Annotated in this window: 26 protein-coding genes; 9 read left to right on the top strand and 17 right to left on the bottom strand. The window is 48.4% G+C overall.

Annotated elements, in window-relative coordinates:
• Positions 1 to 75: 75 nt before the first annotated feature.
• Positions 76 to 897, bottom strand: a complete 822-nt coding sequence (locus tag ACXAFR_RS13975) for a metal ABC transporter solute-binding protein, Zn/Mn family (protein ID WP_475177910.1) — start codon at positions 895 to 897, stop codon at positions 76 to 78.
• 174 nt (positions 898 to 1,071) lie between these two features.
• Here ACXAFR_RS13975 and ACXAFR_RS13980 point away from each other — a divergent pair, with 174 nt between their 5' ends.
• Genes ACXAFR_RS13980 through znuB form a run of 3 tightly spaced genes read left to right on the top strand, consistent with a single transcriptional unit; the run spans position 1,072 to position 3,027 of the window.
• Positions 1,072 to 1,473 carry a Fur family transcriptional regulator gene (locus tag ACXAFR_RS13980; RefSeq protein WP_475177911.1) on the top strand — a complete coding sequence of 134 codons (402 nt, stop codon included), beginning with the start codon at positions 1,072 to 1,074 and terminating at the stop codon, positions 1,471 to 1,473.
• Positions 1,470 to 2,222 (top strand): ATP-binding cassette domain-containing protein, encoded by a 753-nt coding sequence (locus ACXAFR_RS13985; protein ID WP_475177913.1) that lies wholly within the window; start codon positions 1,470 to 1,472, stop codon positions 2,220 to 2,222. Before ACXAFR_RS13980 ends, ACXAFR_RS13985 begins: the two co-directional genes overlap by 4 nt.
• Before the next feature lie 19 nt (positions 2,223 to 2,241).
• A complete protein-coding gene (znuB, locus tag ACXAFR_RS13990; RefSeq protein ID WP_475177915.1) occupies positions 2,242 to 3,027 on the top strand; it encodes a zinc ABC transporter permease subunit ZnuB in 786 nt (261 codons plus the stop codon).
• Positions 3,028 to 3,039: 12 nt separating this feature from the next.
• Here the strand turns inward: znuB and ACXAFR_RS13995 are convergent, their stop codons facing one another.
• The 5 genes from ACXAFR_RS13995 to ACXAFR_RS14015 are packed head-to-tail and all read right to left on the bottom strand — an operon-like array spanning position 3,040 to position 7,142.
• Positions 3,040 to 3,735, bottom strand: a complete 696-nt coding sequence (locus tag ACXAFR_RS13995) for an SCO family protein (RefSeq protein WP_475177917.1) — start codon at positions 3,733 to 3,735, stop codon at positions 3,040 to 3,042.
• A gap of 6 nt (positions 3,736 to 3,741) precedes the next feature.
• Entirely contained in the window at positions 3,742 to 4,680 is a 939-nt protein-coding gene (cyoE, locus tag ACXAFR_RS14000; RefSeq protein ID WP_475177919.1) for a heme o synthase, read from the bottom strand.
• A complete protein-coding gene (locus tag ACXAFR_RS14005; RefSeq protein WP_475177920.1) occupies positions 4,652 to 5,743 on the bottom strand; it encodes a COX15/CtaA family protein in 1,092 nt (363 codons plus the stop codon). The genes cyoE and ACXAFR_RS14005 overlap by 29 nt, the downstream gene beginning before the upstream one ends.
• A gap of 4 nt (positions 5,744 to 5,747) precedes the next feature.
• A complete protein-coding gene (locus ACXAFR_RS14010; RefSeq protein WP_475177922.1) occupies positions 5,748 to 6,386 on the bottom strand; it encodes an SCO family protein in 639 nt (212 codons plus the stop codon).
• Positions 6,387 to 6,404: 18 nt separating this feature from the next.
• Positions 6,405 to 7,142, bottom strand: coding sequence for an SURF1 family protein (locus tag ACXAFR_RS14015; RefSeq protein WP_475177923.1), 738 nt, complete (start codon positions 7,140 to 7,142; stop codon positions 6,405 to 6,407).
• A 45-nt stretch (positions 7,143 to 7,187) separates the two neighbouring features.
• Between ACXAFR_RS14015 and ACXAFR_RS14020 the strand changes: the two genes are divergently transcribed.
• Positions 7,188 to 7,421, top strand: a complete 234-nt coding sequence (locus tag ACXAFR_RS14020; protein ID WP_475177926.1) for a DUF2909 domain-containing protein — start codon at positions 7,188 to 7,190, stop codon at positions 7,419 to 7,421.
• A gap of 11 nt (positions 7,422 to 7,432) precedes the next feature.
• Here the strand turns inward: ACXAFR_RS14020 and ACXAFR_RS14025 are convergent, their stop codons facing one another.
• The 4 genes from ACXAFR_RS14025 to coxB form a co-directional block, all read right to left on the bottom strand.
• Positions 7,433 to 8,347 (bottom strand): cytochrome c oxidase subunit 3, encoded by a 915-nt coding sequence (locus ACXAFR_RS14025; protein ID WP_475177928.1) that lies wholly within the window; start codon positions 8,345 to 8,347, stop codon positions 7,433 to 7,435.
• A gap of 82 nt (positions 8,348 to 8,429) precedes the next feature.
• Entirely contained in the window at positions 8,430 to 8,993 is a 564-nt protein-coding gene (locus ACXAFR_RS14030) for a cytochrome c oxidase assembly protein (RefSeq protein ID WP_475177930.1), read from the bottom strand.
• 12 nt (positions 8,994 to 9,005) lie between these two features.
• Positions 9,006 to 10,556, bottom strand: coding sequence for a cytochrome c oxidase subunit I (gene ctaD, locus ACXAFR_RS14035; RefSeq protein ID WP_475178381.1), 1,551 nt, complete (start codon positions 10,554 to 10,556; stop codon positions 9,006 to 9,008).
• A 1-nt stretch (position 10,557) separates the two neighbouring features.
• Complete coding sequence (gene coxB, locus ACXAFR_RS14040; RefSeq protein WP_475178382.1) at positions 10,558 to 11,646, bottom strand: cytochrome c oxidase subunit II; 1,089 nt, start codon at positions 11,644 to 11,646, stop codon at positions 10,558 to 10,560.
• Positions 11,647 to 12,313: 667 nt separating this feature from the next.
• On the opposite strand from coxB, the gene ACXAFR_RS14045 reads away from it, so the two are divergent.
• Entirely contained in the window at positions 12,314 to 13,006 is a 693-nt protein-coding gene (locus ACXAFR_RS14045; protein WP_475177931.1) for a hypothetical protein, read from the top strand.
• Between the two features lie 28 nt (positions 13,007 to 13,034).
• Here ACXAFR_RS14045 and ACXAFR_RS14050 read toward each other — a convergent pair whose 3' ends face one another.
• Both ACXAFR_RS14050 and prlC read right to left on the bottom strand, forming a co-directional pair.
• On the bottom strand, positions 13,035 to 13,307 hold the full coding sequence (locus ACXAFR_RS14050) for a YheV family putative zinc ribbon protein (protein WP_475177934.1): 273 nt from the start codon (positions 13,305 to 13,307) through the stop codon (positions 13,035 to 13,037).
• 3 nt (positions 13,308 to 13,310) lie between these two features.
• The gene (gene prlC, locus ACXAFR_RS14055) at positions 13,311 to 15,353 is read right to left on the bottom strand and encodes an oligopeptidase A (RefSeq protein ID WP_475177937.1); all 2,043 of its coding nucleotides are present in this window, start codon (positions 15,351 to 15,353) and stop codon (positions 13,311 to 13,313) included.
• 150 nt (positions 15,354 to 15,503) lie between these two features.
• Between prlC and ACXAFR_RS14060 the strand changes: the two genes are divergently transcribed.
• Entirely contained in the window at positions 15,504 to 16,055 is a 552-nt protein-coding gene (locus ACXAFR_RS14060; protein WP_475177938.1) for a gamma carbonic anhydrase family protein, read from the top strand.
• On the opposite strand, the gene aroE is transcribed toward ACXAFR_RS14060, so the two are convergent.
• The 5 genes from aroE to ACXAFR_RS14085 form a co-directional block, all read right to left on the bottom strand.
• Positions 16,035 to 16,853 (bottom strand): shikimate dehydrogenase, encoded by an 819-nt coding sequence (gene aroE / locus ACXAFR_RS14065; RefSeq protein ID WP_475177940.1) that lies wholly within the window; start codon positions 16,851 to 16,853, stop codon positions 16,035 to 16,037. The two genes, ACXAFR_RS14060 and aroE, sit on opposite strands and share 21 nt — an antisense overlap.
• A 12-nt stretch (positions 16,854 to 16,865) precedes the next feature.
• The gene (gene hemF, locus ACXAFR_RS14070; RefSeq protein ID WP_475177942.1) at positions 16,866 to 17,789 is read right to left on the bottom strand and encodes an oxygen-dependent coproporphyrinogen oxidase; all 924 of its coding nucleotides are present in this window, start codon (positions 17,787 to 17,789) and stop codon (positions 16,866 to 16,868) included.
• A 160-nt stretch (positions 17,790 to 17,949) separates the two neighbouring features.
• On the bottom strand, positions 17,950 to 18,546 hold the full coding sequence (locus tag ACXAFR_RS14075; protein ID WP_475177944.1) for an L-threonylcarbamoyladenylate synthase: 597 nt from the start codon (positions 18,544 to 18,546) through the stop codon (positions 17,950 to 17,952).
• Positions 18,547 to 18,607: 61 nt separating this feature from the next.
• Positions 18,608 to 19,741, bottom strand: a complete 1,134-nt coding sequence (gene dprA, locus ACXAFR_RS14080; protein ID WP_475177946.1) for a DNA-processing protein DprA — start codon at positions 19,739 to 19,741, stop codon at positions 18,608 to 18,610.
• A gap of 37 nt (positions 19,742 to 19,778) precedes the next feature.
• The gene (locus tag ACXAFR_RS14085) at positions 19,779 to 20,798 is read right to left on the bottom strand and encodes a LysM peptidoglycan-binding domain-containing protein (RefSeq protein WP_475177948.1); all 1,020 of its coding nucleotides are present in this window, start codon (positions 20,796 to 20,798) and stop codon (positions 19,779 to 19,781) included.
• Between the two features lie 269 nt (positions 20,799 to 21,067).
• On the opposite strand from ACXAFR_RS14085, the gene def reads away from it, so the two are divergent.
• From def to rsmB, 3 genes are all read left to right on the top strand, one after another.
• Positions 21,068 to 21,574 (top strand): peptide deformylase, encoded by a 507-nt coding sequence (gene def / locus ACXAFR_RS14090; protein ID WP_475177949.1) that lies wholly within the window; start codon positions 21,068 to 21,070, stop codon positions 21,572 to 21,574.
• 72 nt (positions 21,575 to 21,646) lie between these two features.
• Complete coding sequence (gene fmt, locus ACXAFR_RS14095; RefSeq protein WP_475177952.1) at positions 21,647 to 22,594, top strand: methionyl-tRNA formyltransferase; 948 nt, start codon at positions 21,647 to 21,649, stop codon at positions 22,592 to 22,594.
• A gap of 3 nt (positions 22,595 to 22,597) precedes the next feature.
• On the top strand, positions 22,598 to 23,929 hold the full coding sequence (gene rsmB, locus ACXAFR_RS14100; RefSeq protein WP_475177954.1) for a 16S rRNA (cytosine(967)-C(5))-methyltransferase RsmB: 1,332 nt from the start codon (positions 22,598 to 22,600) through the stop codon (positions 23,927 to 23,929).
• The last annotated feature ends 31 nt before the right edge of the window (positions 23,930 to 23,960 follow it).

The raw sequence follows: 23,960 nt of genomic DNA on the forward strand, positions 1-23,960 counted from the left end.
CGTTTTCTCGTGCGCCAGTCGATAAGATGTACTCCTCCCATTTGACTGGCGCATTTTTTATTGCGTACAAACGGCTTAGGCTGGCCTTAAGCAATCGTAGTAGCTGATCAGCAGCTGCCGTAACAGCAGGTAATAACTGCTGGGTTCGTTAAAGTCTCCCATGATATCGACGGGAGACTCTTTAAGATCTAGACGCTGAGTCACCGACGTCACCCAACGCACGCGGTGCGACTTATCCACAAGAAAGCAACTGCCCTTGGGTAACTGAGCCTCCAGTTCCACCAATCTACGTAACCCCGGTGCGATTTCCGGGTTTTGAGTCGCCAGCAATGGAGATGCTACACCGATAGAATTCGCCAGAAGCGCATAGGCATTATGGTCTGCAAGATACACCGCCGACTGGTAAGGCTGCATTCGCGCGCGGACACGAATCAACATATTTTCAATATCTTGGCTCTCTGCTGCAGCTCTCTCGGCAAACTCATCGGCATGCTCCGGCAACAACTCTCCCAATCTTTTCGCCAGAACCTGCAACATTTCACTGGCAATTTCGGGGCTAAGCCACAAGTGAGGGTCAAGACTGTCCGCTTCGACACTCCCGACATCGGCCAATGATAGGGACCGGGAAGCATCGACCATCCCCTCCAGGTAGGGCTCCATATCTGGACCCACCCACAGAACCAGATCGGCGTCTTGCAATCGCTTGCGATCAGACAACGTCAGGGCAAAATCGTGAGGACTTTCACCTTTTCCGAGCAGCGTACTGACACCCTCTCTATGGCCGAGGATATCCGAGGCCATTAACGCCAACGGACGCACGGAAGCGACAATATTGAGAGTATCCGCTGACAGGGCACTGGAGAAAGTCAACAGCAATAAAAGATACCAGGATTTCATGGAATACACTGCTAGGGCCATATGGAGCAATGTTATATAATAACACGAAATCAACGCCAGCCCGCGATTATGGATACGACACCTTCAATAGCTTCAGAAGCACATGATCACGACCACTGCATTGCCAATGCCATGCAGAACGCTAAGTCGATCTGCCAGCGCAATGGCGTGAGAATGACAGCACTACGCGAAGAGGTTTTGCGATTGATCTGGCAGAGTCACAAACCACTTGGCGCGTATAAATTGATGGCCATGCTGGCCGAATCTGCCACACGTCAGATCGCCCCGCCAACCGTGTATCGAACCCTCGAGTTCCTGTTAGAACAGGGACTCATACATCGCATCAATACACTCAATGCCTACGTCGGCTGCACTCACCCGGGGGCGAGCCACGCGGACAATTTTCTCATCTGCCGCAATTGCGGTATTGCGATTGAATTCACCGATGCGCAAATTCAAGAGAGTATCCGAGCGATTGCGTCGAAATTCGCTTTTAAAGTTGATACTCAGGCGATTGAATTGGCAGGCTTTTGTCAAAATTGCCTGGATAGTAGCGCCGTCGAGGAAACACCATGAATTCAGAGCCATTGATCAGCGCCGAAAAGCTTGGTTTGAATTATGGGGACCGGCAGATTCTTCACAATGTGGATCTGACGGTCAAACCCGGTGAAATTGTAACGATTATCGGGCCAAGCGGAGCTGGCAAGACGTCTCTATTGAGGATCATCTTAGGGCTGCAATCTCCGAATGCAGGAATTCTGGTAAAAAAGAAAGACCTTAAAGTGGGCTATCTGCCTCAAAAGCTGCAATTACATTCCAGCATGCCTCTGGATGTGGCTCATTTTTTGGCTCTTGCCAGCCGAGACACCTCGTCGATCGCCAGTAACCTCTCTCTCTGTGGTGCAGAACATCTGCTACACCAACCTCTGCATTCTCTTTCCGGCGGAGAAACTCAGCGGGTTCTCCTCGCTCGAGCACTGACCCGCAATCCAGAGATCCTTATACTGGATGAACCCATGCAGGGAGTCGATGTTGTTGGGCAAGCAAAGCTCTACGAACTTCTTCAAACGATTCGTGAAGATCGCCAATGCGGTGTACTCATGGTGTCCCACGACCTTCATCTTGTAATGGCCGCAACAGACCATGTTGTCTGCCTTAATGGGCACGTATGCTGTGAGGGCCATCCCCATTCTGTCAGTGAACACCCTGCCTACCTGGAGCTGTTCGGTCGCGGTACCGCTTCGAACATCGCTTTATACACCCATCATCATAATCACACCCACGACGGACCCGAACCTACCCATGAACACGGTGCCGGTCGATAGTTAAAACAGAAAACCAATTATGCTGGAAATTATTCTTCTATCCCTGGGTTGTGGTATTGGGGTTGCTTTGCTGGCAGGTCCCTTAGGCTGCTTCGCGGTCTGGCGGCAGATGGCTTATTTTGGCGATACATTGGCCCATTCAGCATTGACCGGGGTCGCACTTGGGCTGTTGTTTTCACTGGATCTGAATCTGTCGATCACCCTGGTGTGCTTATTTATTGCGTTATTGCTGGTTGTTTTACAAAACAACCGCACACTGGCGACCGACACACTGCTGGGAATTCTCTCTCATTCAATGCTCGCGCTTGGGCTGGTTGTTGTAAGTGTCTTTGCAGAGACTCGCATCGATCTGTATGCGTATCTGTTTGGTGATATCCTGTCCGCCACCTGGGAAGACTTTTATACCATCTATATCACCGTCGCGATCGTAATACCGTTACTGGTTATCTTCTGGCGGCCGCTACTGGCGATAACCGTACATGAAGAATTGGCCCGTGTCGAAGGCATACCTGTTAATGCCATTCGCACACTGCTCATGTCCATGATGGCCCTGGTAATCGCCATGGCGATGAAAATCGTCGGTGTATTGCTCATCACCGCTCTGCTTATCATTCCTGCCGCAGCCAGCCGGCGCCTAGTGAATACCCCTTCCAAAATGGCCTTTGTTGCCAGCATCATTGGCGCACTGGCAATTGCCGGAGGCCTTGCCCTCTCGTTCTGGCTAGATACACCGGCAGGCCCATCCGCTGTGATTTGTGCCACGGGGGTATTCCTATTGACCCTATTTCGAAGGCAGCCCCAATGACGCTGCTAACCTTTAATAGGTGTTGTGGGTGAGGATCGACGAGAGAGACAAGGTTAAACGCGCTTGATCCGGGGGAGACTTCACAAACCCATGGAAATCACCATTGGGATTGATCAGCGCTAAGTGAGCAGTATGATCGATCGTGTATTCATCACTAGCGTTCCCCGTACTCACTTTCATAAAGGCCACGTTCAATTGATTCGCCAGGCGTTTTATATCCAAAAATTCACCGGTTACACCGACAAACTCCGGGTCAAAATAAGTTACGTACTGCGACATCTGTTCAACGCTATCGCGCGCCGGATCAACTGAAACCAAAACAAATCGAATATTATTGGATACGTCTGACGGCAACTGGCTCTTGACATCTTTTAGCACGGAAAGCGTTGCCGGACAGACGTCCGGACACGCCGTAAATCCGAAAAACATTAAGGTCCAATGTCCCTTTAATGCGGCTAATGTGAAAGGCTCTCCGGTGTGATTCTGCAATGAGAATTCACTTATCTTTCTGGGCTGCTCAAAAACAAATGTGCCATTAACTCGCAATTCCGTTTCTGTTAGGTAACGTGGTGTCAAAATTTTATGAACGAACAACCCCAACACCATCGCTATAAAAATGACTATAACGACAAGTGTTCTACCAACACCGCGACGAGCCTTATCGTTTGACACTGCATTTACGTATTCTGCTGAAATAGGATCGGCCATATAACGCTATCCAAGTCGGTTCATCAAACTGCTGGCAGGGATCAAATAATGATCCAGCAACATAACCACAAACAGTGCCATCAAATAAACAATAGAGTATTTGAAGGTGTCCAAACCAACTTTTCGATTTTGACTGAATAGGAATTTGACCACCCAGTAAAGAAAGCCAACCCCTAAACAAATAGCCCCTAGCGCATAAAGCCAATTCAGCATTCCCGTTGCGTAGGGTAAGAGAGATACCAGCAGTAAAATAATTGTGTAAAAAAGAATATGTAGCTTGGTATAAAAGTCACCATGTGTCACGGGTAACATCGGAATACCCGCCTTCGCATACTCATCCTTACGATAAACCGCTAACGCCCAAAAATGCGGTGGTGTCCACGCAAAGATTATAAGCACCAATAACAAACCATGACCGTCAATTTGTCCTGTCACTGATGTCCAGCCCAACAGCGGGGGTGCTGCGCCCGCCAGCCCACCGATCACGATATTCTGTGGCGTACTGCGTTTTAAATACAGTGTATAAATCAATGCATACCCTAACAGAGAGGCAAAGGTTAACCAGGCTGTAACGCTATTAATAAAGACGAAAAGGATGACCATTCCCAAGCAACCAACGAACGCCGCAAAAATTAATGCTTGTTGTGGTGTGACTCGACCATTGGCAACAGGGCGATTAAGGGTGCGTAACATCTTAATATCGACGTGGCGATCGACAACATGGTTCACCACTGCTGCCGATCCCGCACACAGTGCAATACCTAGGTTGCCCCATATCAACGCCCCTACCGGTAGCTGCCCTTCACTGGCTAATAGCATTCCTATGACAGACGTCAGAATCATCAGGGCAACAACTTTTGGTTTACACAACTCCAAATAGTCCCGCCATTCAACTCGATCAACAAAAAAATATTTTCTAGCTGTTGGCATATTTGAGTTCGCCATCTGATGCCCTCCCTTTCAGACGAATTGTCGGTACCGCAAGATCACTGATACGATACAGCTGATAATTAACCGAAACCATAAATAACAAAAGCAACGCTGCTACCAGATTGTGTGCGACCGCAACAGGTAACGGAATAACCGCAAGCACATTGGTAATCCCTAATCCGACTTGAACAACAAGCGCCAAGATCATACCAATAGGTGCTTTACTGTCTTGCCAGGCAGGCTCTACAAAAAGCCGTACTGAAAGTAAAAGCGTTATCAAAACAACAACTAAAGCGCCGGTCCGGTGAGCAATATGTATCGCCGTCCGCGCATCACTGTCGAGCCGCCCTCCTAGGTAACTCGGTCCAACGGATTGAGCCAAGTCGAAACCTTTTCCGAAATCAACCGATGGTAGCCACTCCCCGTGGCACGTTGGAAAATCCAGACAAGCTACCGCTGCGTAGTTTGCTGATGTCCAACCCCCTAAACTAATTTGGCACAAAACGATTATCAGAGCTGCGCCGGCTAGAATTCTCGTCGACAAAAAATGCTGGGAGATTGGGTAGTGCTTTGTGCTTTTCTCTTCGGATTGACGTTGTCTCCTATGCCTCAACAAAAGCAACCAGATCATGGACAGGGTGGCAAACCCTCCTAGTAGGTGTGCTGTAACAACTTGCGGCCATAACTTGAGTGTCACCGTCCACATGCCGAATAACGCTTGAGCAATAATCACCAGCAAAAGGACGCCTGAATAAAAGATGCTTTTCTGTTGTTTTGAATGACAGGCTATACAAAATTGCAACAGAACGAGTATTCCTAAAATCCCGGCGCAATACCGATGTACCATTTCCGGCCATGTCTTATCCAGGTCAACCGGAGCGTGAGGAAATAGATTCTCTGCCCTAGCAATTTCCAATTGGGTTTCCGGCCAGGTTAAATGGCCATAGCAACCGGGCCAATCCGGGCATCCAAGTCCCGCATCGACCAATCTGGTAAAAGCACCAAGACCGATCACTACAAAGGCCAATAGAAGTGATGCCGATAAGAAATATTGAGAAAAAATTCTATGACGAGTCATGGGGCTAGACTTCCTCGCCGTAGGAATATTTAAGTAATCGTTTTAAGTCTTTGAGATAATCAGCCCCTGCTACGCCCGGGCCGTATCGCATCATGGCGAAGCCATCTTGATCGACTAAAAAAACGCTGTGTCCATTGAGTTCATTAATTGCACCATCATTTTTCACGACCTTACGCCATTCAATGATGTTGACGCTGGCCAACTTCAAACGAGGGTCATGTCGCAACAATTCCGCTTTAAGATCTTCAGAGAAAGACGGGTCAACGTTTAAATAAAAACGTTCAACTCGTTTCGATTTTTCACCCAAGCGAGTATGAACTTGTCGTGTTAAATAGAGCTGTTGTCGGCATAAATCGTCGCAGTGGTTGGTACCAACAATGACAATACGCCAATGACCGTTGCTGTCACCGATAACCCCCGATAGTGATTGACCGTACACTAATGGTAGTTCACCAATCTGTTGAGCCGGTTGTATTAACTCGCCTTTATTTGTTGTTCCTGCCGGTATTCCCCACTGCCCTTTGAACATAGCGTAGGCAATAATCATAGGAACAAGAAGCGTTGCCAAAATCAACCAGCCGACGAAATTGCTTTTCCGCTTTTCGGGTGGAACGACAAAAAACCGATGATTTTCTGCATTCATAATTTATGATCCTGTGTGTCATTTTATTTTTGTTTTTCTAAAACAGGCTATAAAAACAGCAATAACCAGCGTTACCGCCATAGCAAACCACTGAATGGCATAGGCTCTATGCCGCTCGGGAGACACTATGCTGTAGTGCCAATCTGTGTTTAGTGCGACATCATCGTCGCGATCGATATTAATAACCCAATGAGCAAAGTCAGAAGAAAGATCCTGTTGGATACTGGCAATATCAATTTGCTGAATTCGCTTTGGCCAATGTTCACTGACATCCAAATTGCGAACCATAGGGTTGATACTAGGACGAACCAGTCTTCCCGAAAGAATGAGGCCTTTACCATTGTTTGGCGTCGTAATGACAGGCAAATCCTTTCGAAGTCTGGGCGCCTCAACCCAACCTCGATTAACCAACCACGCTTGCCCAAAGGAATCTATGAATGGCGAAATAACCTCATAGCCCACTCGTCCATTCATAATCCTGTTATCTAACAAGTAGTTAGTTTTTAGAAACCGTCCATATCGTTGAATTCGTTGGTATTGCAGCTCGGGATTAAAAACGTTGACTAACTCTTGAGTATCAATAGAACTGTCATTTGTATTTTCTAACCGAGCGACAATACTTTTTTTTTCCTCTTCTCGATCAAGTTGCCAAAAGCCCAACAGAATAAAGAGAGGGGAAAAAATCAAACCAAATAAAAGCAACTTCCAATTTCGCGAAAGTGATATGCTGTGAGTTACTGCTATGTCAGAAGACATGAATCATTTGTCCTGCACAGTTCGATCAATCGAGAAGGTGACTCTATGATTCTCAAAGTTATTATTGTAATTTTGTTTTTTTCTGTCCTAGCCAGTTTGAGCAGTGCGTTATTTTTTTTATTAAAAGATGTCGGCAACGACTCCAAACGCACTGTCTATGCGTTAGGAATTCGTATTGTGCTCGCCACTCTGCTATTGGGTACCATCTTTTTTGGCTTACAAACCGGCCGCCTCAGCAGCTCAGCCCCCTGGGATAGTGGTCCGCATTTAAATCAATAAACCCGTTAGTTTCATCCCAGAATATAAACAAATAAAAACAACCCTACCCAGACGACATCCACAAAGTGCCAATACCAACTCGCGGCCTCAAACCCGAAACAGTTATCGTGCTTAAAGTGACCTTTAAGATAGGATCGCAGAAGCATGACCAACAACATAAACGTTCCCAGTGTTACATGAGCACCGTGAAACCCAGTCAACATAAAGAAGGTGCTGCCATAAATTCCGGATTCCAACGTTAATCCCATATGGTGGTAGGCTTCCATGTACTCTTCAATTTGTAGAAATACGAATGCCACACCTAGGAATACCGTAGCCGCCAGCCATTGATTGAATCTTTTTTTATTGTCATTTTTCAGCGCCAAATGAGCGATGTGGACAGTGACGGAGGAAGACAGCAAGATGAGGGTGTTCCAAAAGGGAAGCCACCCAAATAAAGATCCGGCGGTTGAAAACGACATACTCTCATCTGGGCCGGAAAATTTAGCGGCATCTCCACTGACCGCTGCATCAGGAGTGGTCATTAGCGGCCACTGGGCATTAAACCCCTGCCAGAGAATTTCGTTGGTCATTGACTCCGTCTGACCACCCAGTTCCGGCAGAGAAATATGGCGCACGTAAAATAACGCGCCGAAAAAAGCCGCGAAGAACATTACCTCACTAAAGATAAACCATCCCATTCCCCACACATAGGATCGCTTGAGCTGTGCGTTGTTCAATCCCTGTAAATTTTCATCGATTACTGCCGAAAACCATTGCCAAAGAATAAAAGCAAAGCAGAGGCCGCCAGCAAAAAAGAACATTGGCCCTCGGTCGTTTCCGTTTAACCAATTTGCCAATCCGAAGACAATCAGAAAGAGTCCAATCGTCGCGAAAATTGGAAGCTTACTCTGCTCCGGTACATAGTAGGTTCCTTGACTCGCCATTTTTGTTTACCTGTTATCATTGTGACTAAGGACGAAGGTATCTCTACAACGTTTTTCTCTTAAGCAATGCGGTGTCGACTAACTACCACTGTACCAATTCCGCGCTTTTCCAGCCTCCAGAATTCGCGAACCTCTCGGTCACATCGAATATCGTATACGCTAATGTGATGGTCGTAATGTGCTTTGGAATATCTCGATCAACAATAAACTTAAGGGGTAATTCTGCACTTTCGCCAGCCAAAAGATGTTGTTGGTTAAAACAAAAGCATTCAGTTTTATGAAAATAGTCCGTTGCCTTAAATGGTATAAGACTGGGTATCGCCTGCCCCACCATCGTCGAACCTGTGGTATTACGAGCAGCATATCGAATCTCCTGCTCCTCTCCCGGGTGAACTCGAATGCTCTGAATAGCAGGCGCAAAATACCAAGGCATATTTTCGTTATTGCTCGCCACAAATTGCACAGTTACCCATCGGCTTTTATCAATGGAGCTGTTGACCGCAGTATATTTGTCTCCGGTTTTGCCATTGAGCCCAGTCACCTCACAAAATAAATTATAGAGAGGCGGCATAACATAAAGAGAAAACAGAAACATTCCCACAGCTAAGGTAATTAACTTTGCCACACCTCTATGGGCCGCTTGCATCACTCAATCTCTCTAGGCAACGCGAGGTGGTGTACTAAAAGTGTGGTACGGTGCCGGTGAAGCAACCGTCCACTCAAGCCCTTCTGGCGCTTCCCAAACTTCATCAGAAGCCGGTTTACCTTTTCTAATTGTGGAAATCACGTTGTATAAAAATAACAGCTGTGCGGCACCGAACATAAACGCACCAACACTGCTGATCATATTGAAGTCTGCAAATTGAAGGTTGTAATCTGGAATTCGCCGTGGCATTCCCGCAAGCCCAACAAAGTGCATTGGGAAGAAGGTGACGTTGAGACCAATAAACGCGATCCAGAAATGCGTTTTACCCAACAATTCGTTGTACATGTTGCCGCACCATTTAGGCAGCCAGTAGTAGACCGCAGCAGTAATCGAGAATATCGCACCAGGTACTAATACATAGTGAAAATGTGCTACGACAAAATAGGTGTCGTGGTATTGGAAATCCGCAGGTGCGATTGCCAACATCAACCCTGAAAACCCACCGATGGTGAATAAAATAACAAAGGCCACTGCAAACAACATCGGTGTTTCAAAAGTAATCGACCCGCGGAACATGGTCGTTACCCAGTTGAAAACCTTAACGCCCGTCGGCACAGCAATTGCCATTGTCGCCCACATAAAAAACAGCTCTCCAGCAATGGGCATACCTACCGTAAACATATGATGCGCCCATACAATGAAGCTTAAAAATGCAATGGAGCTGGTGGCGTAAACCATAGACGCATAACCAAATAGGGGCTTCCGAGCGAATGTCGGAATGATTTGGCTCACGATACCAAACGCAGGGAGGATCATGATGTAGACTTCTGGGTGTCCAAAAAACCAGAAAACATGTTGGAACAGCACAGGGTCGCCACCACCAGCCGCATCGAAGAAACTGGTGCCAAAATGAATGTCCATTAGCATCATGGTAACGACACCTGCCAGCACGGGCATAACCGCGATTAGCAAGTAGGCGGTGATCAACCATGTCCAGACAAACAATGGCATTTTCATCATGGTCATGCCCGGCGCACGCATATTTAATATTGTGGCGATGATATTAATTGCGCCCATTATCGAACTGGCACCCATGATATGAATCGCGAAGATAAAGAAGGTGACACTCGGGGGCGCGTAGGTGGTGGAAAGAGGTGCATAGAAGGTCCACCCAAAATTCGGAGCTCCACCTTCCATCAGTAAGGTTGACGCCAGCATGGCAAACGCAAAAGGGAGGATCCAGAAACTCCAGTTGTTCATTCTTGGCAATGCCATATCTGGCGCTCCGATCATCATCGGAATCATCCAATTCGCGAGACCTACAAACGCCGGCATAACCGCGCCAAAAACCATGATCAAGCCATGCATCGTAGTCATTTGATTAAAGAACTCTGGCTGAACGATCTGCAGTCCAGGTTCAAAGAGCTCTGCCCGAATGACAAGCGCAAACACCCCACCTAATAAAAACATCGAAAAGCTAAACCACAAATAAAGCGTTCCTATGTCTTTGTGGTTTGTCGTAAACAACCAACGGGTTACACCTTTCGCAGGACCATGCGCCATCTTACTGTCCTCCCTCTTTGAACTTGAGAACATCGATTGGTTGAACTGAATCACCCATATTGTTGCCAAAGGCATTGCGCTCGTATGTGATGACCGCGGCGAGATCCACTTCGGAAAGTTGACCACCAAATGCCTGCATTGCTGGATTTGCTTTACTACCATTAACGACCATATCCAGATGCGCGCTAATATCACCCGTAGCAATCGGACTTGCTTTCATCGCAGGAAATGTTGGCGGCACGCCCTCACCATTAATTTGATGACAGGCAGCACAGACTCGGTTATAGACAGATTCGCCTTGGGCATAGAGCTCGTCGAAAGAAAACTCTTTTTCGGTTAGAGCTTTCATTTTTGCAACCTCTTCCTTCTTGGCCATAAGCCACTGGTCGTATTCATCTTGAGGTAGAGCCTCAACGACAATTGGCATAAAACCATGATCCTTACCGCACAATTCTGCGCACTGACCACGATATATTCCGGGCTTTTCCACATAGGTCCAGGATTCGTTAATGTAACCAGGAATGGCATCGCGTTTTACGGCAAGATCTGGTACCCACCAGGAGTGAATAACATCGCTGGCAGTAACCAAAAATCTGACCTTACGTTCAACGGGTATGATTAGGTGCTCATCGACTTCAAGCAGATAGTTCGCGTTTTTTTGCTCGACATTTTCGATTTCACCACGCGGCGTACTGAGGTTACTGAAAAAAGAAATGTCTTCACCCAGATATTCGTATTTCCACTTCCACTGATAGCCGGTTACGACGATATCCATATCGGCTTCAGACGTGTCATAGATTTTAAGAAGAGATTTTGTCGCGGGGATCGCCATGATGACCAATATTAAAATCGGGACGATCGTCCAAATGATTTCGAGAGTGGTACTCTCATGGAAATTTGACGCTTTTGCGCCAACAGATTTGCGATGGGCAATCATCGTGTAAAACATGACGCCAAATACGACTATTCCGATGGCAATACACCACCAGAGAATATTCATATGCAGGCCATAGATTTCCCGACTGACCGGGGTGACCCCCTCGGTCATGTTCATCCCCCAGCTACCACCGCTCTCTGCAGCGATCGCCATCTCCGCCCCAAACACAACGCAACAACACAGCAGACAGGCAAGCTGCTGTCCTACTCTGGTGAACATCGGCACAGATCTCCGTGTAGATAACGCTTTTTATGGTTCTAATAGTTCTACAACGTCGGGGCAGAATCACTCTGCAAGATATGCCTGCGGGCACAGCACGACTGGCTGTGACATACGGCTGAATACGTTAAAGGATCAACGGTGAAACTGGCTACTTCTATTATTATTGATCTCTGCAAGGTACATCGTTATCCACGTATCCGCTTGCAAATTTCGAAGCCTGGAAACTGCGCTTCCTCCCACCCTTTCGTCTACTAGAGTAGCTACAAGGTCGATCTGGAGTCAACGCTTTTATTTCATTCAGTTCTGTCCATTTCGGCCAACATTCCAAATATTTGAAAACATACTGAAAAGTCGTACACCTACACACGAATAAAAAAGCATGGCTAATTTGCCATAAATGAAATTGCCGCCACTGAAAAGCAAATATACACATTGAAATGAAAAGGAAGTATACGGCATGCTGTTTGGCATCTATAGTTACATACGATGGAATCAAAGTTTGATTTAGCGTAGAGTTAGGGAATCTTGAAGTATGACGTTAGCCAGTTTATTTGCAGGTGTGCGCCAGAGATTATTTGTTTGAGCCAGTAACTGATCTATGGATACTCAAAATCTCACGGCATTGCGCGACACGATCCAGCTTGCCAAAACCCAGGAGCGTGACACGCAACAGCTGACCCACAGGTTACAACATTTGGCACCAACACTGCATGGTTCCATACACTTGCCTGCCAATCGAGAAGCCGTCGCGCTTTTTGAATTTGTCACCCGGTATATCGACTTGGTCCCCATGTTTATGGAGGCCATTATCGATGTCACCCGACAGGCAAATATATCCGACTATACGGATACCTTTCTGAAAATTGCTGAGGATTTTTTTGTCAATCCCCCCGAATCTTTGGAAGCCAACAGTGGCATGATTGCGCTACTGGGTAAAGCCTATCTGGCACACCGGTTGATGGAAGAAATCAACGATCGCTTTCTAGGAAAGGCGGGCATCCCTTTAGCACCCATGGACATGACACGAGCCAATCTAATTGTACATAGCGTATTGGGTGAGTCCTACGCCAATGAGTTAGATATGGCGGTGCAATTTGCCTTAGAACTCTGTATCGAAAAAGAAAAAATTTTCGAGTCACAGCAGTTTCAGGAATACGCCAAACAACGGGAATCTCAGGGCTGGAGCAAAGAACTCGATGAGTGGCCTTGCCTTACAGAAGATTTGGCCATTACCCTTGAGTTTGGCCATCTAGATGATCACACCGACGGAAGTCACAACCCCATTCACTAATGAGGTTGCATCCTGCCTTACCTCTAAATTACTCGTTACCTTTGTCAGAATCAGCTTTTTTAGAGAGGGGTTGTAATTCCAATATTTGTACCGCTTCTTTGCGTTGCTCTTCTGTCTGATTAACGCGCGTTTCCAGCTCTCTTACTTGTGGCTGAAAATGTAAGCGATCCGTAAAGCCACACTGGACGCACTCTCGGTAATCTTTTTGCTCTTCCTGATAGACGCGAATCGTGTCCATCGCTTCACATTTCGGACACACCGCCCCGGCAATAAACCGTTTACGTACTGGCAAATCAGACATCAATCACTCCCCTGCGATACCACTGTGGCGCAATAACGCATCGGGACTTGGTGAACGCCCACGGAAATTTATAAACAGTGACATGGCATCCTCAGAACCGCCTTTTTCGAGAATTTCCTCACGGAAACTCCGGCCGGTATCCGGGTTAAAGATCCCCTCTTCTTCAAATTTTGAGAATGCATCACTCGAAAGAACTTCCGCCCACTTGTAGCTGTAATATCCAGCCGCATAACCACCGGCAAAAATGTGAGTGAAACTGTTTTGAAAGCGATTAAACGACGGAGGAATACTGACGGCCACGTCGCTACGTACGTTATCAATCACCGATTGAGGTGATTCGGGCGCTTCCGGGTTATAAAAGCGATGCAAACGCAGATCAAACAAGGCGAACTCCAACTGCCGAAGCATCATCATTCCCGATTGAAAATTACGAGCCTTCAAGAGGTTGTTGAGCATCTCTGAAGGCAGAGGATCACCCGTTTCAAAATGACCACTGATTAACGCCAGAGCTTCCGCCTCCCAACACCAGTTTTCCAAAAACTGACTGGGTAACTCCACCGCGTCCCAGGCAACACCATGAATACCGCTCACCGACGAGGTTTCAATACGCGTTAGCATGTGATGCAAACCATGCCCAAATTCATGAAACAACGTCAGAACTTCATCGTGAGTCAACAATGCCGGCTGATCACCTGTGCCCGGTGCGAAATTACACACCATATAAGCGACAGGCAGCTGTGTTCCCTCCTCGGTTCGCCGGCGATTACGACACTCATCCATCCAGGCTCCACCGCGCTTATTCTCCCTGGCGAATAAATCAAAATAAAAGCTGGCAATGGTCTGCCCATCTCGCTGCAACTCGAAAAATTTTACATCTGGGTGCCAAACTTCAGCTTTCGCCGGAACCACTGATACGTCGAACAATTTTTCGACGATACCGAACAAACCCGTTAGTACCCGGTCAACAGGAAAATAGGGACGTAATTCCTCTTGAGAAACAGAATATTTCTCCTGTTTTAATTTTTCACTGTAATAACTCACATCCCAAGCCTGCAGTTCTTCCAGTCCGTCTTCCTGCTTTGCAAACTGAGTAAGCTCCGCCATATCCTCTTGCGCAGCCGCGCGGCTTTTTGCCGCTAATTCCAACAAAAATGTCTCGACCTGCTCTGGTGTCTCCGCCATTTTTGTCGCCAACGATCGCTCAGCGTAATTGTTGAATCCCAACAATTTGGCCGCTCGATGTCGCAGGGATAAAATTTCATCAATCAGCGGGGAATTATCCCACTGCCCAGCATTTGGCCCCTGGTCCGACGCTCGGGTGACGTAGGCACTGTAAACTTCTTCACGGAGCGCGCGATTGTCAGCATATTTCATAATCGCCAAATAAGACGGAATATCCAGTGTCACCAAATACCCCTGCAAATCCTTTCTATGAGCCGCTTGAGCCGCTAGCGCCTTCGCACTTTCAGGAAGGCCGGCCAGAGCACTGTCGTCTGTTACATGTTTGGTCCAACCTTGAGTCGCGTCCATCACCTGATTGGCAAATCGTGTACTCAATTCTGACAAGCGTTGCTGAATGTCCGCGTATTCTTTTTTCTCTGCGGTCGGTAAATCGACTCCGGCTAACCTGAAATCTCTCAACTCCTGTTCCACGGCAGTTTTTCGCTCAGTGCTTAACGTTTTAAAAGAGTCGCTTTCTTGAAGCGCTTGGTAAGCACGATATAAGTCAGCGTTTTGTCCAACTTCGGTGCCGTAGGCGGTCATCATCGCCACGGCCTTTTCGTAGGCGTCCCTCAAATCATCGTTGTTCATAACGGCGTTCAGATGGCCGACCGGAGACCAGGCTTTACTGAGAAGGTCGCCTTGTTCTTCTAAAGGCGCAACCAGGGTCTCCCAACTGACGTCTTCATTCTGATTGGCAGCAATGACTTCAGACATTTTTGCACGGCAGTCTGCTATGAGTTTCTCTATCGCAGGTACGACATGATCGGCTTGAATAGCCTGAAATTTAGGCAGGACAGAGGCCTGTAACAACGGATTATCCATGGACAAAAACCTTTTCTAGAGTCATGTATTCATAATACACGGCAGACACATATTTATTTACAGGTGTGGACAGTTTTCCCAACTTCAAGTTACCTTGCCGGAAAATTCATTTGTTCAGACACTAGGTGTGATTTGCCAAGGAGAACCAACGTGCCCGCCATTCAGAGCTTTAACGGCAAAACCCCTACACTCGGGGAGAGAGTCTTTGTGGATCCCAGTGCCAGATTGATCGGCGATATCACTATTGGTGACGACAGTTCCGTTTGGCCGCAAGTTGCAGCCCGTGGAGATATGCATCGAATCAAGATCGGGGCCCGCACCAGTATTCAAGACAATACCGTACTGCACATTACCCACGCCGGCCCCTATAACGAAGCAGGCTGGCCACTGACGATTGGTGACGATGTCACGGTCGGCCACTCGGCAGTGCTGCACGGTTGCAGCATAGGCAACCGTGTACTGATCGGAATTGGGTCCATTGTTCTCGATGGTGCCGTAATCGAAGACGATGTCGTCATAGGCGCCGGTACTCTTGTCCCGCCAGGCAAACGACTCGTCAGTGGCTATCTTTACATCGGTCAACCCTGCAAGCAGGCGCGAGCCCTGAAGGAATCAGAACTTTCTTATTTCACCTATTCAGCGAACAATTACGTCAAACTCAAAGACCAATATCTTGATTCATCAATCGGCGTGTCGACGTAACGCATTAACAACCGGCTGAATTTCCGGCCGTACACCCCGCCAAATATGGAAAGATTCTGCAGCCTGTCCGACAAGCATACTCAGTCCATCGGCAACAGAAACGGCACCGCAACTTTCTGCCCACCTTAAAAATACGGTGGGTTCATCCCCATAGACCATATCGTATACACAGGTATATGGACCAATGACAGAAGAAGGAAGATCCGGCAGAGTTCCACTGAGGCTGGCGGAAGTGCCATTGATGACCAGATCATAGACGTCAGCACCCAGGCTCTGAAAGCCAGCCGAGGATACAGTGGGCGATGCAAAAGTTTCAGCCAATTGCTCGGCTTTCGCCTCGCTGCGGTTGACGATTGTTAAGAGTGATGGCGCCTCAGCAAGAAGTGGCCCCAAGACACCTCGAACAGCACCTCCAGCACCAATAATCAACACTTTACGCCCGCAAATCTGCCAACCGTGCAATTGGCGTAGGGCCATAACCAGACCAATGCCGTCTGTGTTGTGGCCCAACAGACGATTATCGTCAGATAGCGAAAGCGTATTAACTGCACCGGCCTGTCGCGCGGCCTCGCTTAAACTATCTGCCAAAGTAAAAGCATCTTGTTTAAACGGCAGAGTCACGTTCAAGCCAAGACACCCTGCTGCAAGCTGTTGGCGAACGTCTTCGTTAAATTCGCCCGGCTCAATCAAAAGTCGATCATAGTGCATCTGCTGCTGGGTTTGCTGAGCAAAAAGCGAATGAATCAGCGGTGATTTGGAGTGGGCAATAGGATTTCCCACCACAAGATAGCGGTCCATAACGCCTACCCCTTAATCTAACGACTCTGACAGCCAATCTCTGGCACCCAAAAAAAGGGCCTGTAAATCGGCTTCTTCGGAGCCATCTTCGGGAGTCCAGTTATACTCCCAGCGGACCAGGGGCGGCAGAGACATCAAAATCGACTCGGTACGTCCGCCGGTCTGAAGACCAAACAACGTGCCACGATCATAGACAAGGTTAAACTCAACATAGCGACCTCGCCGGTAAAGCTGAAAATCCCGCTGGCGCTCTCCAAAAGCTTTCTCTTTGTGCCGAGTCACGATTGGCAGGTAGGCTGGCAAATAGCTATCGCCGATCGACTTCATGAAATTAAAGCTCTCAGTAAAACCCAATTCATTGAAATCGTCGAAAAACAACCCTCCAACGCCTCGGGTTTCCTGACGATGCGGCAAATAAAAATACGTATCGCACCACTCTTTGAAACGACCGTAAAGTCCATCACCAAAAGGATCGCAGGCGTTTTTCGCCGTTCTGTGCCAGTGACGGCAGTCGTCAGCATCACCATAGTAAGGTGTAAGATCATAGCCGCCGCCAAACCACCATACTGGATCCGCACCCTCTTTTTCGGCGATAAAAAAACGTACGTTCGCGTGGCTCGTGGGTACGTATGGATTCTTCGGATGAATAACCAAAGATACGCCCATCGCCTCGAATGAGCGCCCTGCTAATTCTGGTCGATTTGCCGTCGCAGAAGCTGGCAACGCCGAACCACTAACATGGGAGAAATTAACGCCGCCTTTCTCGATCACCCCGCCATCACTGAGGACTCGCGTGCGTCCACCGCCTCCCGTTGGTCGTTGCCAGTTTTCCTCAACAAAGCCCTTTTCACCATCTACGTCAGACAACCCCTGACATATTGAATCCTGCAGCGAAAGCAAGTACTCACTCACTAAATGTTTATCGGGAAAATCCACAGCTTAATTAATCTCCAGCAGTATCAGCATCGACATTCAACGATGAGCTTTTAGAAGTACCCTGGTCACAAGGTCGCGTAAAAACGGCTACAAATGATAGCAGATTCAGGAAAGTCGGAGGTTCTTTAACGCAGAGACGCTCTAACAACCTATGGCGAATTTACCCGCCCGGTCGAATCAAATCCCCAGAGACAAGATCACGAATCTGCGACGGACTGGACGAGCTGCCCACTCGACCTGGCGCCACAACACTCAATTCGCCGGATCTTAAAAACTGACGAAAATAGCGCATTACCTGCCATTGATGGCGTGCTGGACTGGCGCCTTGAGGATTTGCTGACGTCGATATAATGGGACCACCAACCAAAATACAGAGAGCGGCCACAAAAGTGTGAGCACTTACCCTCACTGCAACAGCTGAATGATCCCCTTTAATCCACGGAGATACACGGTTCTTCGGATCTGGAATCAGCCAGGTATTCGGGCCAGGCCAAGACGAATCCAAACGGTATTTCTGCTCATCCGTCAGATCCGAATACAAAGCGCCCAATTGCCGCTGATGAGCGGCAACCATTATCAATCCTTTGCTGGGTGCCCGCGTTTTCATCGACAGGATTGTGCGAATACCACTCTCAGATTCTGGCAAACATCCCAGCCCCCAGACAGCTTCTGTTGGATAAGCAATAACGTCTCCCCGAAGAAGACTCTGCGCCGCTTGGTGAGCTCGTGCATTATCTAACCATTGATGGACTGTCATCTCTGCAAACTCTTCAAAAAGAGCAGGAAATTAACTCATAGTGCTAGGGGACTCAACTGTCTCAAGCTTTCGTATAGCCCGAGTCGGTTTGAATCAGATACCCTTCCAGTTCCCACCCCATTAGACACTCCATAACATCACCAACGCCAAGCCCCGTCTGTTCAACCAGTTCATCAACACTTTGAGGATCAAAACTCAGCTGTGGCCACAGGGTTTTCTCGGCCTCGGAATCCAGCAATGGCGACTTATCCACAGAAGCTTGTGAAGCATCCGTCGCAGCAATCTCAACCTCCGTCCAATGACCTAGCTGTTGGGCAATATCAAGCGCGGATTCCACCAAGGTTGCTCCGTCACGAATCAGTGCGTGGCAACCGCGGGCCTGGGGATTGTGAATAGATCCCGGGATCGCAAATACCTCCCGATTTTGCTCCAACGCCAATCGCGCCGTGATCAAAGATCCACTTTTCAGCGCCGCTTCAACCACTAAGACACCCAGACTAAGGCCGCTCACAATACGATTTCTTCTTGGAAAGTTAGCGCTTACTGGCGAGGTACCCGGCATAAATTCTGATACCAACAACCCACCCGTTGCGACAATTTCCTGCGCAAGCCGGTGATTCCTGCGAGGATAAATACGATCGATACCTGTCCCCATCACCGCGACGGTTTGCCCTCCCGCGGCCAATGCTCCTGCATGAGCAGCACCATCAATCCCAAGAGCGAGACCACTGGTGATCACTAGACCCGCAGCGGCAAGAGCGCGTGCAAAGTTATGGGCATTTTTTAGGCCGCCAGGACTGGCATTACGGCTACCGACAAATGCCAGCTGCGGTCGTTGCAGTACACCAACAGCACCGCGCAGAAATAGAAAAGGCGGTGGATCAGAAATTTGTTGCAAGAGAGGTGGGTAAGAATTCTGCTCATGGCTGATTAATGTTACCCCGTCAGAGAGGTGCTCCTGCGTCTGCTCAACCAACTGGCGCCAGTCAGTACTCGCATCACCATGAGTCAAAAGACCTTGGATACGCGAACGGGAGGCGGCGGGAACCAATGCCAAAGCATCATCAGGCTGTGAAAAAATTTGTTGTAACTGAGGAAAGTGTTTGCGCAGCTTCCAATAACTGCGCACACCAAATCTGGGACATGACAGTAGAAAAAGGATCAGCAACGGCGAGTTTAGTTGATACTCACCCACAGCTGCTTACCTCATCCCTGAGCCTAAAAGGAACTAATCAGGGATTTTTAACGCGATCATCTACGGCCAGCGGGCGCGACGCCTCAATGACCAGAGCAAAGCTCATTTTTTCGAACGTACGAAAGACCATCAGCAAACCCGCTCTCTCATCTGGCAGACGAACGACATCGCCAGCAATGCGATCTTTCACGACACCACCCTCTTTGAAAATGGCCATCACATTACCTTCCGTTAACCCTTCACGAGTACCGCGGTTGATCGCGACCACGTTCATCGGGCCAACCTGAGATACTCCACCCTCAACAGCCATAATGACACCTTCAACTTGCTGATCTGGACTGGAGGGATAAAAAACGGTCTCAATGGCGCGCTCTTCACGAGGAAGTAGGCGATCACTGATGCGAATTTCTTCTGTTGTGCGGGTTACTTCAAACGTACCCACATCGCCATTTTCAGCCTGTTTTTTAACGGTACCGATATCCAACGCCTGCAGGCCAAGCACTTCCTTGGTTTCAGGGTCAATAAACTGCTGTCCGCCTCGATAGACACCGAAAGTATTGATCGTATTATTGAAGTCGCCTCGAGCGTAGAGCTGGTCACCAGCACCAACGATCAGATGCTCTTCTGAACCCGTCAATACGTACGGCGCCGCGTCCATTTCCGCATTGGTGACCACACGACTTTTCGACAAAAAGTGTTCGATCTCATCAAGTGGAATAGCCGGTATGGCTTGATCCAATGGCAATTCACGGGCCTGTGGAGACAACTTAACGACGCGCGTGCCACGGTCCAACATTAGACGTGGTTTGCCATCCATATACACCAAACGCACTCTATCACCGGGATAGATCAGGTGAGGATTTTCAATTTGAGGGTTAACATGCCATATCTCGGGCCACATCCAGGGATTTTGCAGAAATGTTTCAGAAATATCCCAGAGAGTGTCACCTTTCTTGACTGTATATTCGTCCGGATGAGACTGCTTCAAACGCAGCTCTTCTGCCTGCGACGACAGGGACAGCGCCGAGAACAAGAGCGCGACCATCAGTTTTTTCATAGAAACCCGTCCTGTTTATTCGGCGTGTCCTCGCCGAAAAAGGTATAATGTTCAAATCCTGTGCTGGCAACCCATGGAATTCCGCTTCATGGCGACCCGAATGTCACAGACAACCATTCCGGAAGTGTTGCCACTTTAATAGTAGTCGCATATAGACAGGTCAGCGAAAATTTCCCTTGCTATTCCATAAGCAGAAGGAAATTACCGGCCAGAGTCAGGGAATGGTAATCAATCATTACCGGCAAATATCAGAAATCGGTCACAAACTTATGTCGATCCTAACAATTCTCGAATTCCCCGATCCCCGTCTGCGCACCGTCGCAACTCCCGTGGATGAGGTCGATGATGATCTCCGTCAATTGGTCGACGACATGTTTGAAACAATGTACGACGCCCCTGGTATCGGCTTGGCGGCGACACAAGTCAATGTTCACAAACAAGTGATCGTGATGGACATTTCAGAGGATAAAAGCGATCCCCTGGTTTTCATCAACCCCAAAATTACCGTACTGGACGAGTCTGTAGCCCCTTATGATGAAGGCTGTCTGTCAGTACCGGGATTCTATGAAACCGTAGAGCGACCAGCCAATATCATCGTTGAGGCTCTGGACAGAGACGGGAACACCTTCCAGTTGGAGCCAGATGGCTTACTGGCAACCTGTATTCAACACGAAATGGATCACCTCGCGGGTAAATTGTTTGTGGATTATGTATCGCCCATCAAACGTCAGCGTATTCGTAAGAAACTGGAAAAATCTCAGCGTCAGCGCGCCTAAATCTCGATCAGCGGGCATTGCTCTCTGCAATCGCCCCTTGCCCCTACTACCTGCAGAAATCTGAAAACCATTATGCGTATCATCTTCGCCGGCACACCTGAATTTGCTGCGAAACACCTCTCCAGCTTAATAGACAGTTCCCACACGATTATTGCGGTTTACACGCAACCAGACCGACGTGCTGGACGCGGTAAGAAGCTTCTTGCCAGTCCGGTAAAGCAACTGGCAGAACAGCAAGGCATCAGTATTGAACAACCGGTGTCATTAAAAGATGCGCAGACACAGGATCAATTGGCGAGCTACGATGCTGACGTCATGATCGTAGTCGCCTACGGGCTGCTGTTACCGCAAGCAGTTCTCGATATTCCCAAGCATGGGTGCCTCAACGTGCATGCCTCATTACTACCGCGTTGGCGTGGGGCTGCTCCAATTCAGCGTGCCATTGAAGCCGGCGACACCTCCACCGGTGTCACCATCATGCAGATGGAAGCAGGTCTTGATACCGGCCCTATGCTGTTGACTCAGGAATGCGCGATCGAGCCACAGGAAACCTCGTCTTCATTGGAAGACAAGCTCGCAGAATTAGGGCCTCCAGCCTTGCTGGAAACCCTATCGTTGATGAAAACAGGATCATTACAGGCGAGTAATCAAGACAATACAAAGGCTTGCTATGCATCGAAACTAACGAAAGCCGAGGCCGAAATTTACTGGCAACAACCGGCAATCACGATCGAGCAGAAAATCAGAGCGTTTAACCCCTTTCCTGTCGCCTTTTTTAAACAGAAACAAGATGCCATCCGAGTTTGGGAGGCCAGTCTCTTAAACGAAGCGACCAGCGCATTACCTGGAACCATCGTAAACATCACAGACGCAGGAATTGACGTCGCCACAGGTGACGGTCTTGTTCGTCTTCAGGCGCTGCAAATGCCCGGCAAAAAGAGTCAACCGGTGGCTACCATTGTCAATGGCTACCGAGATCGCTTTGTTATCGGCCAACCCATTGCCACTCAGGCGGATTAATCTGTGACGAATGCGCGGCTCACAGCCGTTACAACTCTGCAGGCACTGACATCCGGCAAGGGCTCATTGGCATCACTACTTCCGCCTGCCCTAGATACAGTGCCACAGGACGAACGCGCTCATCTGCAAAATCTTTGCTATGAGGCCTGCCGCTGGTATCCAAGGCTTACCGCTATTTTGAAGCGATTAGTAGACAAACCGCTCAAAGAGAAAGACAGAGATATTGAATGGGTCCTCATTTTAGGATTGCTCCAATTGAGGGAGTTGAGGACACCGGATCACGCGGCGATCAGCACCAGTGTCGACCTCTGTCGCCAGCTCAATAAACCCTGGGCGGCGAAGCTTGTAAATGCAGTCTTGAGACGTTACCAACGGGACGGCAAGGCTCTAGAAACAGAACTCCAAAGCAGTCCAGCATTCACCAGCAATCATCCCAATTGGTTGCGCAAGCAAATCAGCCAGGATTGGCCGTCACACGCTGACGCCCTCTTTTCTGGCAATGATCAACAACCGCCAATGACCCTGCGGGTAAATCTTCAGCAGCACTCCAGAGAGCAACTCCAAGACCAACTTTCAGCCGTAGGGATCGACAGCCAGACAACTCCCTATTCTCCCTATGGATTATTGCTTAGCGAACCCTGTAACGTCAGTGAGATACCTGGATTTCTCGAGGGAAGTTGCAGCGTACAGGATGAAGCTGCACAGTTGGCTGCCGATTTACTGGTCGCCGATGGTGGCCAGCGTATTTTAGATGCCTGTGCTGCCCCCGGCGGTAAAACCGGACATATACTGGAATGTATGGCTCGCCGTAGCCCTCCAGAATCTTCGCAAAATTTAGTTGCTCTTGACGTCGATCAGCGACGTCTTCAAAGAATTGAAGACAATTTTGAAAGACTCAAAGCCAACGCAGGAACGACCGAAATTGAGCTTATCTGCGCTGACGCTCTCGATATTGAATCCTGGTGGGACGGCAAGCCGTTTGATCGCATTCTCTTGGACGCTCCCTGCTCGGCAACCGGCGTATTAAGACGTCATCCAGACATTAAGCTACTGCGCAAAGCGACAGACATTGCTAAGCTTGCGCAGCTGCAGCTAAAACTGCTCGTAGCACTTTGGCCGCTGCTTCAAAATGGAGGCCGACTTGTCTATGCAACATGCTCAATAATTCGGACTGAAAATGCCCTGGTCATCGAAAAGTTTTTAACTCAGACCACGGACGCCATTGAAGAACCCATAGATGCTCCGTGGGGAATAAAAGAACCCTATGGAAGGCAACTTTTCCCAGTGCCTGCAGGTCACGATGGTTTTTATTATGCTTGTCTTAGGAAAGGCTGATCGACAGCAGCTCATTGCTGAAAATTCATGT

This window comes from Pseudomaricurvus sp. ABR4_320 (assembly GCF_056159445.1).